We start from the raw sequence: 14,540 nt of genomic DNA on the forward strand, positions 1-14,540 counted from the left end.
CTCTTTACCCTCAGGCGTATTGCGGGTTGGCTTTGTTCGGATTGATGCCGTACTTCTTGATGGCTTCGGCCACCTTGGCGACGGGCACCTTGCCTTCGTCGGCCAGCGCGCGCAGCGCGGCAACCACGACGAAGTGGCGATCCACTTCGAAGTGCTCGCGCAGCTTCGAGCGGAAATCCGAGCGGCCGAAACCATCGGTGCCCAGCACCTTGTATTCGCGGCCCTTGGGCACGAACGGACGGATCTGGTCCGCAAAGAGCTTCATGTAGTCGGTCGACGCGATGATCGGACCTTCCGTCTTGGCCAGCTGTTCCGTGACGTAAGCCACCTGCGGCGCCTTCTCGTCGGGGTGCAGCATGTTGTGGCGTTCGGCGTCCAGGCCGTTGCGGCGCAGTTCGGTGAAGCTGGTGACGCTCCACAGGTCGGACGCCACGTCCCAGTCGGCCGCCAGCAGCTCTTGCGCCGCCATGACTTCGCGCAGGATCGTGCCCGAACCCATCAGTTGCACGCGGTTCTTGCCCTTGCCGTGCGACTTCAGCTTGTACATGCCCTTGATGATGCCTTCCTCGTCGCCCTTGGTCAGACCGGGCTGCGGGTAGTTTTCGTTCATCACCGTCAGGTAGTAGTAGACGTTTTCCTGGTCTTCCACCATGCGCTTCAGGCCATGCTGGATGATCACGGCCAGCTCATGGCCGAACGTCGGGTCGTAGGACACGCAGTTCGGGATGGTGGACGCCAGGATGTGGCTGTGGCCGTCTTCGTGCTGCAGGCCTTCGCCGTTCAACGTCGTGCGGCCGGCGGTGCCGCCCAGGAGGAAGCCGCGCGCCTGCATGTCGCCGGCGGCCCAGGCCAGGTCGCCGATGCGCTGGAACCCGAACATCGAGTAGTAGATGAAGAACGGGATCATGATGCGGTTGTTCGAGGAGTACGACGTGGCCGCCGCAATCCACGAGCTCATCGCGCCCGCTTCGTTGATGCCTTCCTGCAGGAGCTGGCCGTCGGCCGCTTCCTTGTAGTACATGACCTGGTCCTTGTCGACCGGGGTGTACTTCTGGCCTTCCGGCGCATAAATGCCGATCTGGCGGAACAGGCCTTCCATGCCGAAGGTGCGCGATTCGTCGGCCAGGATCGGCACGACGCGCGGGCCCAGTTCCTTGTCGCGCAGGACCTGGTTCAGGATGCGCACAAAGGCCTGGGTCGTGGAGATCTCACGGCCTTCGGCGGTGGGCTCCAGCACGGCCTTGAACGCGTCCAGCGCGGGCGCCTTCAGTTGCTCGTCGGCCTTGGCGCGGCGGCGCGGCAGATAGCCGCCCAGCGCGGCGCGGCGCTCGTGCAGGTACTTCATTTCGGGCGAGTCTTCGGCCGGCTTGAAGTACGGCAGGTCTTCCAGCTTGTCGTCCGGGATCGGGATGCCGAAACGGTCGCGGAATTCGCGGATCGATTCCAGCTCCAGCTTCTTTTGCTGGTGGGTCGGGTTCTTGGCCTGGCCCACATGGCCCATGCCGTAACCCTTGATGGTCTTGGCCAGGATGACGGTGGGCTGCCCGGTGTGGCTGGTGGCGGCGTTGAACGCGGCATACACCTTGTGGGGATCGTGGCCGCCGCGGTTCAGGCGCCAGATGTCCTCGTCGCTCATGCGCGACACGGCTTCCAGCAGCTTCGGATGCTTGCCGAAGAAGTGCTCGCGGACGAACTTGCCGTCGTTGGCCTTGTACGCCTGGTACTCGCCGTCAACGGTGTCTTCCATGATCTGGCGCAGGATGCCTTCCTTGTCGTGCGCAAGCAGCGGATCCCAGTAGCCGCCCCAGATCAGCTTGATGACGTTCCAGCCCGAACCGCGGAAGTCGCCTTCCAGTTCCTGGATGATCTTGCCGTTGCCGCGCACCGGGCCGTCCAGGCGCTGCAGGTTGCAGTTGACGACGAAAATCAGGTTGTCGAGCTTTTCACGGGCCGCCAGGGCGATCGCGCCCAGCGATTCGGGTTCGTCCATTTCGCCGTCGCCGCAGAACACCCAGACCTTGCGGTTGCTGGTGTCGGCGATGCCGCGGGCGTGCAGGTACTTCAGGAAGCGGGCCTGGTAGATGGCCATCAGCGGGCCCAGGCCCATCGACACCGTCGGGAACTGCCAGAAGTCCGGCATCAGCTTCGGATGCGGGTAGGACGACAGGCCCTTGCCGTCCACTTCCTGGCGGAAGTGGTTGAGCTGCTCTTCGGTCAGGCGGCCTTCGAGGTAGGCGCGGCCGTACATGCCGGGCGAGGTGTGGCCCTGGAAGTAGACCAGGTCACCGCCGTGGCCTTCGTCTTCAGCGTGCCAGAAGTGGTTCTGGCCGCAGCCGATCATGGTGGCCAGCGAGGCGAACGACGCAATGTGGCCGCCCAGGTCGCCGCCGTCCGGCGGGTTGTGCTTGTTGGCCTTGACCACCATGGCCATGGCATTCCAGCGCACGTAGGAACGGATGCGCGATTCCAGCTCCAGGTTGCCCGGATGCGCCGGCTCCAGGCCGGGGGGAATCGTGTTGACGTAGGCGGTATTCGGCGAGAACGGGATATGAGCGCCGGAACGACGGGCTTCGTCGATCAGGCGTTCCAGCAGATAGTGGGCGCGCTGCGGTCCTTCACGATCAAGGACTGCCGCCAGGGCTTCGAGCCACTCCTGGGTTTCGAGGGTGTCTTCGTCATTGGCAGCCTGCACGGCGCCAGCCTGGGCGAAAGAGGACATCGTGTGTCTCCTGTTGGGGTTCGTTCGTGACCACACCCGCTTATTTATCTACTCGCGGACACTGCATGGTAGCCGGGATCATCCGGGCTACCATGTCATGCATGGGTCGGGGTGTTTTAAGGACCTGCTCGTCGGGCCTGTTCCCTATCAGCCGGCATTCTAAGAAAGAAGATTAACCGGTCGCAAGCAAAATTTCATGTTGCGGTACGGCATTTCATAATGTGGAAATTTGAACGGAAGCTGAATGGCGCCTGTCTATACTTTTTAAGATGTAGTTAAAAAGGAGGGCTTGATTCCCGGCAATTCCCTTCCAACACGCACTAAAATGCGCGGTCTATCCGGCCCGAATTCCATGCCCAGCGCGCCCAAGTCCAATATTCCTACGCCTTTCCACGATCACGCCCGCAACCGCCGGCGCGGCGTGTACTGGGTCACGCCCGCGATGGTGCTGATCCTCTATATCTGTGTGATGGCGGTGTTCTTCTGGTTGCAGCGCATCCATGACGACAGCGTCATGTTTGTCACGATCGACCAGGAAATGCGCCAGCAGCGCCTGATCTGGGTGGTGCTGGCCCTGTCCTGCGTGATCGTCATCAGCCTGCTGATGCTTTGGCGCTACACGCGCTTTCGCTCCACCGCCGAAGCCGCCCTGATCGCCGAAACCGGATTCCGCCGCGCCATGGAGAACTCCATGTCCACCGGCATGCGCGTCCTGGACATGGAAGGCCGCATCGCCTATGTGAATCCCGCGTTCTGCCGCATGATCGGCTGGAACGAAGCCGACCTGATCGGCCGCAGCCCGCCCTTTCCCTATTGGGTGCCGGGCCGCCACGAACAGCACCAGCACACGCTGGACGTGCTGATGTCGGGCAAGACGCCCAGCAGCGGCCTGGAAGTCGAGGCGCAGCGCCGCGACGGCTCGCGCTTCACGGCGCGCATGTATGTGTCGCCCCTGCTGGATCCCAACGGTAACCAGATCGGCTGGATGACCTCCATGACCGACATCACCGAACCCAAGCGCATCCGCGAGGCCCTGACCGCCGCGCACGAGCGCTTCATGACCGTGCTGGAAGGCCTGGACGACGCCATTTCCGTCACCGCCGACACCCACGACGGGCTGGAACTGCTGTTTGCCAACCGCACCTACCGCCGCGTGTTCGGCGCGCAGACGGGCGGGCACGACGAACTGCTGGCCGGCCGCCGCGGCCGCTTCACCGACGAATCGGTCGAAGTGTTCGCGCCGTCCGTGCAGCGCTGGTTCGAAGTCCACCACCGCATGCTGGCCTGGACGGACGGCCGCCGGGTGCGCATGCAGGTGGCGCGCGACATCACCGAGCGCCGCGGCCACGAAGAAGCGTCGCGCGTGCAGCAGGAAAAGATCCAGCTCACCAGCCGCCTGACCACGATGGGCGAAATGGCCTCGTCGCTGGCGCACGAACTGAACCAGCCGCTGACGGCCATCGCCAACTACAGCATGGGCGCGGTCGCGCTGGTCAAGGCCGGCCACACCAGCCCCAACATGCTGCTGCCCGCGCTGGAAAAGGCTGCCTCGCAAGCCGAGCGCGCCGGCAAGATCATCAGCCGCATCCGCGAATTCGTGAAGCGCAGCGAGCCGCGCCGCCAGCGCGTGGCCATCGGCCGCATTGTCGACAATGCCATCGGCTTTGCCGAAATCGACGCCCGCAAGCGCCGTATCCGCATCGACAGCTTCGTGCCGTCGAACGCGCCGGACGTGCTGGCCGATCCCATCCTGATCGAGCAGGTGCTGTTGAACCTGCTGAAGAACGGGCTGGAAGCCATGGAAAAGAGCGAGTCCGACGAGCTTAAGGTTGCCGTAATTCTTCACGATCAGCATATCGAGGTGGCCGTGGTCGACCGGGGCCATGGCCTGGCCGAACCCGAGCGCCTGTTCGAACCGTTCTTCAGCACCAAGACCCAGGGCCTGGGCATGGGGCTGAATATCTGCCGTACCATTATTGAATCGCACCACGGTCGCCTGTGGGCGGATCCAAACCCCGCCGGCGGTACTATCTTCCGCTTTACCCTGCCCTGCGCTGCGTCCCAGACGCAGGCCCAGAATGATCAGTCCGAGGAGTTGCACGCATGAACACGCCCCACCTGTCGAGCACGGTATTCATTGTTGACGACGACGAAGCGGTCCGCGATTCGCTGCGCTGGCTATTGGAAGCCAACGGCTACCGCGTTCGCGCATACGCCAGCGGCGAATCGTTCCTGGAAGACTACGATGCCAGCCAGATCGGCGTGCTGATCGCCGACGTGCGCATGCCCGGCATGAGCGGCCTGGAACTGCAGGAGCAGCTGATCCTCCGCAATGCGCCGCTGCCCATCGTGTTCATCACGGGCCACGGCGACGTGCCCATGGCCGTGTCCACGATGAAGAAGGGCGCTGTCGACTTCCTGGAAAAGCCTTTCAATGAATCCGACCTGCGCGAGATCGTCGCGCGCATGCTGGAGCAGGCCACACAGCGCGTGAGCAAGCACCAGGCCCAGAAGGATCACGAAGCCATGCTGGCGCGCCTGACCGCGCGCGAGCAACAGGTGCTGGAGCGCATCGTCGCCGGCCGCTTGAACAAGCAGATCGCCGACGACCTGGGCATCAGCATCAAGACCGTCGAGGCGCATCGCGCCAACATTATGGAAAAACTTGAAGTGACCACCGTTGCTGATTTGATGAAAGTGGCCTTGGCCAAACCCGAGGCTCATGCATGACCGCTAGGATTATTGACGGCGCGGCCTTGTCGCTGCGCATTCGCGAAGAAGTGGCCCAGCGCGTTTCCGCCCTGGCCGCCAAGGGAACCCGCCCCGGCCTGGCCGTGGTGCTGGTGGGCGCGGACCCCGCGTCGCAGGTGTATGTCCGCAACAAGGTCGCGGCCTGCGAGAAGGCCGGCCTGCATTCCGTGAAAGAGCAGTACCCGGCCGAGATGACCGAGGCCGAACTGCTGGCCCGCATCGCCATCCTGAACCAGGATCCGTCCATCCACGGCATCCTGGTGCAGTTGCCGCTGCCCAAGCACATGGACTCCCACAAGGTCATCGAGGCCATCGCGGCCGAGAAGGACGTGGACGGGTTCCATATCAGCAACGCAGGCCTGCTCATGACCGGCCAGCCGCTGTTCCGTCCCTGCACGCCGTATGGCGTGATGAAGATGCTGGAATCGGAAGGCGTGACCCTGCGCGGCGCCGAAGCCGTGATCGTGGGCGCCAGCAACATCGTCGGCAAGCCCATGGCCATGCTGCTGCTGCAGGCGGGCGCCACCATCACCATCTGCAACTCCAAGACGCGCGACCTGGCGGCGCAAACCCGCCGCGCCGACGTGCTGGTGGTTGCCACGGGCAAGCCCGGCATGATCGACGGTTCGATGATCAAGCCTGGCGCCGTCGTCATCGACGTGGGCATCAACCGCGGCGCGGACGGCAAGCTGTGCGGCGACGTGGACTTTGCCTCCGCCAAGGACGTGGCCGGCGCCATCACGCCCGTGCCGGGCGGCGTGGGCCCCATGACCATCGCCATGCTGCTGGTCAATACCGTCGAAGCGGCGGAACGGGCTGCCGCCTGAGTCCGGCTGCGCCCCCGGGCCGCGCCATGCGCCGGCCCAGCCGCGGGAACTGCCCTGCCCGGCCCACGGCCCGGGCCGCGGGCACCCCCGTGGCGCTCCCGGCAATCGCTATCCTGCCCTTGCGTTTGGGCGGATCGCCCCTACCTGATCCTTATGTCCTTCGTCGGCGCGCTGTCCGCGCCGCCCGCCATTATTCACGCCGGTAACACCATGACCCAGAACCCCCTGCTCGCTCCCGTCTCCGATCTGGTCGATTACGCGGCCGTCACGCCCGGGCATATCGTGCCCGCCGTCGAGGAGTTGCTGGGCATTGCCCGCCAGGCCGTCGACCACGCCGCCGACCCCGCGCTCGCGCCCACCTGGGAAGCCGTGGTGGAACCGCTGGATACCGCGTCCGAGCGCCTGTGGCGCGCCTGGTCGGTTGCCGGCCACCTGAACGCCGTCGTCAATACGCCGGAGCTGCGCGAGGCCTATAACGCCGCCCTGCCCCTGGTGACCGAATTCTCGACCTGGGTCGGCCTGCATGAAGGCCTGTACAAGCAATACCAGCGCCTGGCCGCGGCCCCCGATTTCGCGTCGTGGACGCCGGTGCGCCGCCGCATCGTGGAAATGGCCTTGCGCGACTTCCGCCTGAGCGGCGTCGAGCTGCAGGGCGCCGACCGCGAACGCTACGCCGAGATTTCCGACCGCGAGGCCCAGGCCTCGCAGAAGTTCTCGGAAAACGTGCTGGACTCCATCGACGCCTGGTCGCTGCTGGTGGAGGACGAAGCCCGCCTCGCCGGTATCCCGGCCGACGTGCAGGCCGCCGCCCGCGCCGCCGCCGAAGAGGATGGCAAGCCGGGCTGGAAGCTCACGCTGAAGATGCCGTGCTACCTGCCCGTCATGCAGTACGCGCAGGACCGCTCGCTGCGCGAGGCGCTGTACCGCGGCTACGGCACGGTGGCATCCGAGCAGGGCGAGGCCAAGCTCGACAACTCCCCCCTCATCGAAGAATTGCTGGCCCTGCGCGCCGAGGAATCGGGCCTGCTGGGCCTGGGCACCTTCGCCGCGCTGCGGCTGCAGACGCGCATGGCGCGCGATGCCAAGGAGGTCACCGTTTTCCTGCGCGACCTGGCCGCCCGCGCCAAGCCCTATGCCCAGCGCGACCTGGCGGAACTGAAGGACTACGCCACCGGGGAACTGGGCCTGGACAGCCTGCAGCCCTGGGACGTGGCCTACGCGTCCGAACGCCTGCGCGAATCGCGCTACGCCTATTCGGAAGACGAGGTGAAGCAGTACTTCACCGAACCGCGCGTGCTGGCGGGCCTGTTCGACGTCATCCAGACCCTGTTCGACGTGCGCCTGACGGAAACGCCGGTGTCCTCCTGGCACGACGATGTGCGCGGCGTGCGCGTGGAAAGCCCCAAGGGCGAGCTCATCGGCCACCTGTACCTGGACCTGTACGCGCGCTCGGGCAAGCAGAACGGCGCCTGGGTCGACAGCGAGCGCACCCGCCGCGTCGTGGCCGGCCAGGTGCAGACCCCCATCGCCTACCTGACCTGCAACTTCTCGCGCCCGAATGGCGATCGCGCCGCCGTACTGACGCACGACGACGTCATCACCCTGTTCCATGAGACCGGCCACGCCCTGCATGCCCTGCTGTCCGAAGTCGACGAGCCCGGCGCCGCTGCGTTCGCCAGCGTGGAATGGGACGCCATCGAACTGCCTTCGCAGTTCATGGAGAACTTTTGCTGGGAATGGGCGGTGGTGCAGAAGCTGTCCGCCCACGTGGACACGGGCGAGCCCTTGCCCCGCGCGCTCTATGACCGCCTGGTCGCCGCCCGCAACTACCAGAGCGGCATGCAGACCGTGCGCCAGATCGAATTCGCGCTCTTCGACATGCTGATGCATGACCGCGCCAAGGGTGCTTCGATTTCCGAAGTGCTGGCGCTGCTGCAGGAAGTCCGCGAGGAAGTCGCCGTACTGTTCCCGCCAGCCTGGCATCGCCTGCCGCACGCCTTCTCGCACCTTTTCGCGGGCGGCTACGGCGCGGGCTATTACAGCTACAAGTGGGCGGAAGTGCTGTCCGCGGACGCCTACGAGGCCTTCGAGGAAGCCGCCGCAAAGCAGGCTGGCAACGCCTTGGGCACGCTGGACCCCGAAACCGGCGCCCGGTTCCGCCGCGAAGTGCTGGCCGTGGGCGGTTCGCGCCCGGCGGCCGAGTCGTTCGCCGCGTTCCGCGGCCGCGCCCCGCGCATCGATGCGCTGCTGCGCCACAGCGGCATGACGGCAGGCTGACAAGCCTGGCGTGCCATGCCGGCCAGCGGCCCGCCTTCGCGCGGGCCGTTTTTTTTTGCCGGGCCGCCCAAGACGAAAGCGCCCCTTTGGGGGCAGCAAGCACGCGGCACTGGGGCACTTTTTCGGTCCGCCATTGCGCCGGAACAAGACGCCGCCGGCGCGCCCCGCCCTCGCCTGCGCCAACGGGTAGAATCCAAAGGTTTACCCCTTTCCGGCTATTGGACCCATGCGACACCTCATTTCCGGCCGCGCCTGGCGCGGGCTGTTGTTGGCTCTGTGCGTGTTTCTTGCCGCCTGCGGCGACAGGAACGTCGATTGGACGCTCTATAACGTGAAGGGTCATCTGCCCGACCTGAAGTTCTCGCTCCCCGGCGCGGGCGGCAAGACGGTCAGCAGCGATGATCTCAAGGGCAAGACGGTACTGCTGTTCTTCGGCTACGCCAGTTGCCCGGACATCTGCCCGACGACCATGGCGCAACTGACGGCCGTGCTGCAGAACCTGGGCGACAAGGCCCAGAACGTGCGCATCCTGTTCGTCAGCGTCGATCCGCACCGCGACACCCCCGACATCCTGCAGGCCTACGTCAACGCCTTCAACAACAACGCCATCGGCGTGACCGGCGACGAAAGGCAGATAGCGGACCTGGCCCGCCGCTACCGCGTGGCCTACCAGATCGAAAAGCCCCGCCCCGGCGACGACGCCGACATGTACGAAGTCACGCACAGCCGCGGCGTGTACATTTTCGACAACGAGGGCCGCGCCCGCCTGCTGGCCTCCGACACCGACAGCATCGAGGCGCTGACCAAGGACGTGCGCCAGCTCATCGACATCACCTCCTGAGCCGGGCGGCGCGCAGGCGCCGCAAAGCCGCTTGCCGTTTCCGCATACCAGTTGTTACAGCCGGGCCGCGCGGGGCATGGGTATCATCAGTTCACATTGCCCCCTTTTACCCTAGCAAGGAGTACGCGCATGAGCATCATCATCATGATCATCGTCGGGTTCATCGTGGGCCTGATCGCCCGCGCCATCATGCCCGGGGACCAGAACATGGGGATCATCATGACCACCATTCTGGGCATCATCGGCGCCGTCGTCGCCGGCTTCCTGGGCCAGTCCCTTGGCTGGTATGCCCCGAACGAGCCCGCAGGCTGGATCGGGTCCGTCGTGGGCGCGATCATCGTGCTGTTCGTGGTGGGCCTGATCGCCAAGAAACGCGCCTGACGTCCTGCTAGGCATGCAATAAAAAACGGGCCGATCGAAAGATCGGCCCGTTTTGCTTGGCTTGCGCCGCGACGCCCCTGCCTTTCAGCCTGCAGGCGTGGCGGGCGCGGCCGCCGTGCGCTCGGTCCAGCCGCCGCCCAGCACCTTGTACAGATTGACCAGGTTGGACAGGCGGGCCAGGCGTGTGTCGACCAGGGCCTGCTGCGAGGAGTACAGCGAACGCTGCGAATCCAGCACGCTCAGGTAGTCGTCGATGCCCTGACGGAAACGCTGCTCCGACGCGTCATAGGCGCGCTGGTTGGCGTCCACCAGCAGGCGCTGCGCCTGGATCTGCTCGTCCAGGGTGCCGCGGCCGGCCAGGGCATCCGCGACTTCACGGAACCCCGTCTGGATCGACTTCTCGTATTGCGCGACCTGGATGTTCTTCTGCACCTTGGCCAGATCCAGGCCGGCGAGCAGCGAGCCGCCCGCGAAGATCGGCACCGTGATCTGGGGCACGAAGCTCCAGGCGCCGGAGCCGCCCTCAAACAGGCCGCCCAGGCTGGAGCTGGCCGTGCCGGCCGAGCCCGTCAGGCTGATGGTCGGGAAGAACGCCGCGCGCGCCGCGCCGATATTGGCGTTGGCGCCCTTCAACTGGTGCTCGGCCGCGCGGATGTCCGGACGGCGGGCCAGCAGGTCCGACGGCAGGCCGGCGGGCAGCGTGGTCGGCAGCATGCCGTCGTCCAGCTTGACCGCGCCGTCCAATCCGGCCGTCAGTTCGGGCGACATGGGCTGGCCCACCAGCAGCACCAGCGCGTTGCGGTCCTGCGCGGCCTGGCGCGTGTATTGCGACAGGTTGCGCTGGGCGGTTCGCAGCGACACTTCCGCCTGGCTCAGGTCGAGCGCGGTGGACAGGCCCTGGTCGTAGCTTTGCTGCGTGAGCTTGAAGGAGTCTTCCTGGCTCTTGAGCGTGTCGCGAGTCAGGCCCACGAGCTCCTGATCGGCGCGCAGCGTCAGATAGGCGTTGGCCACCTCGGCGATCAGCGCCAGCTGGGTTGCGGTGCGCGTCTCGTCCAGCGCCAGATAGGTTTCCAGCGCCTGGTCGCTCAGGCTGCGGATCCGACCGAACAGGTCCAGTTCCCAGGCGGACATGGCGGCGCCCACCTGGTAGCTGTGGCTGGTGGTGGCCTGCCCGCTGGACGACAGGTCTCCCGGTGTGCGCTGGGCCGAACCCTGGCCCGCGACGCCCACGCTGGGCATCAGGTCGGCGCGCTGGATGCGGTACTGCGCGCGCGCGGCCTCGACGTTCAGCGCTGCCACGCGCAGGTCGCGGTTATTGGCCAGCGACTGTTCGATCAGTTGCTGCAGCAGCGGATCATCACCGAAGAAATCGCGCCAGCCGATATCCGCGGTGGACAGGGCGCCCGGCGCGGCCGCCGGGACCGCGTTGTAGGCCGGACCCGTGGGATAGGCGGTGTCGATCGGCGCGTCCGGCCGTTCGTACGTGGGGGCCAGCGAGCAGCCCGCCAGGGCCGCCGCCAGGGAAACAGACAGCAAGGTTCTCATCTGAAATTTCATTACGGTTGTCCTTCCACGGACACGTCCTGCGGTCCCTTGGCGCTGGTGTCGTGCTTGTCGAGGTTTTCGCTCATGCGCTTGACCTTGAACACGCGCAGCATGATCACGAAGAAGGCCGGGACAAAGAAGATCGCCAGGAAGGTGCCGGTCAGCATGCCGCCGATGACGCCGGTGCCGATCGCGTTCTGGCTGCCCGAGCCCGCGCCGGTCGAGATCGCCAGCGGGGTCACGCCCAGGATGAACGCCAGGGACGTCATCAGGATGGGACGCAGACGCTGGCGGGCGGCATGGATGGCCGATTCCGTCAGGCTGGCGCCCGCCTCATAGTGCTCCTTGGCGAATTCCACGATCAGGATGGCGTTTTTGGCCGCCAGCCCGATTGTCGTGAGCAGGCCCACCTGGAAGTACACGTCATTGGACAGGCCCCGCATCAGCGTTGCGAGCAATGCCCCGATGATCCCCAGCGGCACCACCAGCATGACCGCGGACGGAATGGTCCAGCTTTCATACAGCGCCGCCAGGCACAGGAACACCACGATCAGCGAGATCGCGTAGAGCGCGGGCGCCTGGGCGCCGGACAGGCGCTCTTCGAAGGACAGGCCCGTCCATTCAAAGCCCACGCCCACCGGCAGCTTGGCCGCCAGCCGTTCCATTTCTTCCATGGCCGCGCCCGAGCTGTAGCCCGGCGCCGCCTGGCCCTGGATGTTGTAGGACGGCACGCCGTTGTAGCGGTTCAGCTTTTGCGGGCCGAAGCTCCAGGTGGCCTTGGAGAATGCCGAGAACGGCACCATGTCGCCGGCGTTGTTGCGCACATACCATTTGTTCAGGTCTTCCGGCAGCATGCGCGACGATGCCTCGCCCTGCGCGAACACCTTCTTCACGCGGCCGCGGTCGATGAAGTCGTTGACGTACGACGAACCCCATGCGGTGGCCAGCGTGCTGTTGATGTCCGACACGGCCACGCCAAGCGCGCGCGCCTTCTCGCGGTCGATGTCCAGCTGGTATTGCGGCGCATCTTCGATGCCGTTGGGGCGCACGCCCACCAGGACCGGACTCTTCGCGGCTTCGCCCAGCAGCTGGTTGCGCGCGGCAAGCAGCTTTTCATGGCCCACGCCAGCGCGGTCCATCAGCTGGAAGTCAAAGCCGGTGACGTTGCCCAGTTCCATCACGGACGGCGGCGGCACCACGAACAGTTGGGCGCGGCGTTCGGTCTTGGCGAAGTGCGCGTTGGCGCGCGCCGCCACGGCGCCGGCCTTCAGTTTGGCGTCGCCGCGTTCTTCCCAGTCGCGCAGCTTGATGAACAGGATGGATGCGTTCTGCCCGCGGCCGCCGAAGTTAAAGCCGTTGACCGCGAACACCGAGGTGACGGCGTCCTTTTCTTCGTTCAGCAGGTACTTGGTGGCGTCGTCGATGACGGCCTTGGTGCTTTCGGCGGTGGCGCCGGCGGGCGTCTGGATCTGGGCGAACAGGATGCCCTGGTCCTCGGCCGGCAGGAACGCGGTGGGAATGCGGGTGAACATCCAGCCCATGGCGATGACCAGGGCCAGATAGACCACCATCAGCCGCTTGGTGCGGTTCAGGCCGCGCGCCACGGTGTTGGCGTAGCCGTTGCTGCTGCGTTCGAACGCGCGGTTGAACCAGCCGAAGAAGCCCCGCTTCGCGCCATGATGGCCCTTGGGGATGGGCTTGAGCAGCGTCGCGCACAGGGCCGGCGTGAAGACGATGGCCACGAGCACCGACAACACCATGGAGGACACGATGGTGATCGAGAACTGGCGATAGATCACGCCGGTGGAGCCGCCGAAGAACGCCATGGGAATGAACACGGCGGCCAGCACCATGGCGATGCCGATCAGCGCGCCGGTGATCTGGCTCATGGACTTGCGTGTCGCCTGCTTGGGCGTGAGGCCCTCTTCGGCCATCACGCGCTCCACGTTTTCCACCACCACGATGGCATCGTCCACCAGAAGGCCGATGGCCAGCACCATGCCGAACATGGTCAGGGTGTTGATGGAGTATCCGAACACCGCCAGCACGCCGAACGTGCCCAGCAACACCACCGGCACGGCCAGCGTGGGGATGAGGGTGGCGCGGAAGTTCTGCAGGAACAGGTACATCACCAGGAAGACCAGGATGATGGCTTCCACCAGCGTCTTGAACACTTCATGGATCGACAGGCTGACGAACGGCGTCGTGTCGTACGGATAGACGACGTCCATGCCCGGCGGGAAGTAAGGCTTCAGGTTGTTGATGGTGTCGCGCACCGCCTGCGCCGTATCCAGCGCGTTGGCCCCAGGGGCCAGCTTGACCGCCAGGCCCGAAGCGGGCTTGCCGTTGTAGAAGCTGTCGATGGCGTAGGTCTGTCCGCCAAGCTCGATGCGCGAAACATCGCCCAGGCGCACCTGCGAACCGTCGGTATTGACCTTCAGCAGGATGCGGCCGAAGTCCTCGGCCTTCTCCAGGCGCGAGGGTCCGATGATCGTGGCGTTGAGCTGCTGGCCGCGCACGGACGGCAAGCCGCCCAGTTGCCCGGACGATACCTGGACGTTCTGTTCCTTGATCGCGGCCACCACGTCGACGGTGGTCAGGCCGTAGTTGACGAGCTTGGCCGGATCCAGCCAGATGCGCATCGCGTACTGCGAGCCGAAGAGCTGGAAGTCGCCCACGCCCTGCGTGCGGCTGATGGGATCCTGGACGTAGGACGCGACGTAATCGGCCAGGTCGTCCTTGGTCATCGTGCCGTCGGTGGACACGAAGCCCGCCACGATCAGGAAGTTCTTCGTGGCCTTGGTGACGCGGATGCCCTGCTGCTGCACTTCCTGCGGCAGGAGCGGCTGCGCCAGCGCGAGCTTGTTCTGGACCTGCACCTGCGCGGTGTCGGGGTTGGTGCCCTGTTTGAAGGTCAGCGTGATGGACATGCTGCCGTCGGAATTGCTTTCCGACGAGATGTACTGCAATCCGTCCAGGCCGTTCATCTGCTGTTCGATCACCTGCACCACGGTGTCCTGCACGGTCTGCGCGGACGCGCCCGGGTAGGTCACCGCGATGCCGATGGCCGGCGGCGCGATGTTGGGATACTGGGCGACCGGCAACTGCAGGATGGACAGCGCGCCGGCCATCATCAGCACGATCGCGATCACCCAGGCAAAAACCGGCCTATCGATAAAAAACTTTGCCATGCATGGCT

General features: G+C 65.6%; 9 protein-coding genes. 6 read left to right on the forward strand and 3 right to left on the reverse strand.

Annotated features, from left to right (window positions below):
* Positions 1–10: 10 nt before the first annotated feature.
* Positions 11–2,719: a pyruvate dehydrogenase (acetyl-transferring), homodimeric type gene (gene aceE, locus HLG70_RS10435; RefSeq protein WP_171661644.1), complete on the reverse strand. Its 2,709-nt coding sequence runs from the start codon at positions 2,717–2,719 to the stop codon at positions 11–13.
* A 352-nt stretch (positions 2,720–3,071) separates the two neighbouring features.
* On the opposite strand from aceE, the gene HLG70_RS10440 reads away from it, so the two are divergent.
* From HLG70_RS10440 to HLG70_RS10465, 6 genes are all read left to right on the forward strand, one after another.
* On the forward strand, positions 3,072–4,826 hold the full coding sequence (locus HLG70_RS10440; RefSeq protein ID WP_171661645.1) for a PAS domain-containing sensor histidine kinase: 1,755 nt from the start codon (positions 3,072–3,074) through the stop codon (positions 4,824–4,826).
* Positions 4,823–5,449, forward strand: a complete 627-nt coding sequence (locus HLG70_RS10445; protein ID WP_057284369.1) for a response regulator transcription factor — start codon at positions 4,823–4,825, stop codon at positions 5,447–5,449. The genes HLG70_RS10440 and HLG70_RS10445 overlap by 4 nt, the downstream gene beginning before the upstream one ends.
* Complete coding sequence (folD, locus tag HLG70_RS10450; protein WP_171661646.1) at positions 5,446–6,297, forward strand: bifunctional methylenetetrahydrofolate dehydrogenase/methenyltetrahydrofolate cyclohydrolase FolD; 852 nt, start codon at positions 5,446–5,448, stop codon at positions 6,295–6,297. The genes HLG70_RS10445 and folD overlap by 4 nt, the downstream gene beginning before the upstream one ends.
* A 210-nt stretch (positions 6,298–6,507) precedes the next feature.
* The gene (locus HLG70_RS10455) at positions 6,508–8,574 is read left to right on the forward strand and encodes a M3 family metallopeptidase (RefSeq protein WP_171661647.1); all 2,067 of its coding nucleotides are present in this window, start codon (positions 6,508–6,510) and stop codon (positions 8,572–8,574) included.
* A 226-nt stretch (positions 8,575–8,800) separates the two neighbouring features.
* Positions 8,801–9,415, forward strand: coding sequence for an SCO family protein (locus HLG70_RS10460; RefSeq protein WP_171661648.1), 615 nt, complete (start codon positions 8,801–8,803; stop codon positions 9,413–9,415).
* A 129-nt stretch (positions 9,416–9,544) separates the two neighbouring features.
* A complete protein-coding gene (locus HLG70_RS10465) occupies positions 9,545–9,796 on the forward strand; it encodes a GlsB/YeaQ/YmgE family stress response membrane protein (RefSeq protein WP_171661649.1) in 252 nt (83 codons plus the stop codon).
* 84 nt (positions 9,797–9,880) lie between these two features.
* Here HLG70_RS10465 and adeC read toward each other — a convergent pair whose 3' ends face one another.
* Together adeC and HLG70_RS10475 are read right to left on the reverse strand one after the other, a co-directional pair.
* Entirely contained in the window at positions 9,881–11,353 is a 1,473-nt protein-coding gene (gene adeC / locus HLG70_RS10470) for an AdeC/AdeK/OprM family multidrug efflux complex outer membrane factor (protein ID WP_171661650.1), read from the reverse strand.
* A complete protein-coding gene (locus HLG70_RS10475; RefSeq protein ID WP_171661651.1) occupies positions 11,353–14,532 on the reverse strand; it encodes an efflux RND transporter permease subunit in 3,180 nt (1,059 codons plus the stop codon). The genes adeC and HLG70_RS10475 overlap by 1 nt, the downstream gene beginning before the upstream one ends.
* Between the last annotated feature and the right edge of the window lie 8 nt (positions 14,533–14,540).

This window comes from Achromobacter deleyi, assembly GCF_013116765.2.
GTDB classification, from domain to species: domain Bacteria; phylum Pseudomonadota; class Gammaproteobacteria; order Burkholderiales; family Burkholderiaceae_B; genus Achromobacter; species Achromobacter deleyi_A.

What these genes read in the sequence shown, in the direction of transcription:
- HLG70_RS10465 (WP_171661649.1), top strand. Translation starts at nt 9,545, where the DNA reads ATGAGCATCATCATCATGATCATCGTCGGGTTCATCGTGGGCCTGATC.
- HLG70_RS10445 (WP_057284369.1), top strand. Translation starts at nt 4,823, where the DNA reads ATGAACACGCCCCACCTGTCGAGCACGGTATTCATTGTTGACGACGAC.
- HLG70_RS10440 (WP_171661645.1), top strand. Translation starts at nt 3,072, where the DNA reads ATGCCCAGCGCGCCCAAGTCCAATATTCCTACGCCTTTCCACGATCAC.
- folD (WP_171661646.1), top strand. Translation starts at nt 5,446, where the DNA reads ATGACCGCTAGGATTATTGACGGCGCGGCCTTGTCGCTGCGCATTCGC.
- adeC (WP_171661650.1), bottom strand. Translation starts at nt 11,353, where the DNA reads ATGAAATTTCAGATGAGAACCTTGCTGTCTGTTTCCCTGGCGGCGGCC.
- HLG70_RS10475 (WP_171661651.1), bottom strand. Translation starts at nt 14,532, where the DNA reads ATGGCAAAGTTTTTTATCGATAGGCCGGTTTTTGCCTGGGTGATCGCG.
- HLG70_RS10455 (WP_171661647.1), top strand. Translation starts at nt 6,508, where the DNA reads ATGACCCAGAACCCCCTGCTCGCTCCCGTCTCCGATCTGGTCGATTAC.
- aceE (WP_171661644.1), bottom strand. Translation starts at nt 2,719, where the DNA reads ATGTCCTCTTTCGCCCAGGCTGGCGCCGTGCAGGCTGCCAATGACGAA.
- HLG70_RS10460 (WP_171661648.1), top strand. Translation starts at nt 8,801, where the DNA reads ATGCGACACCTCATTTCCGGCCGCGCCTGGCGCGGGCTGTTGTTGGCT.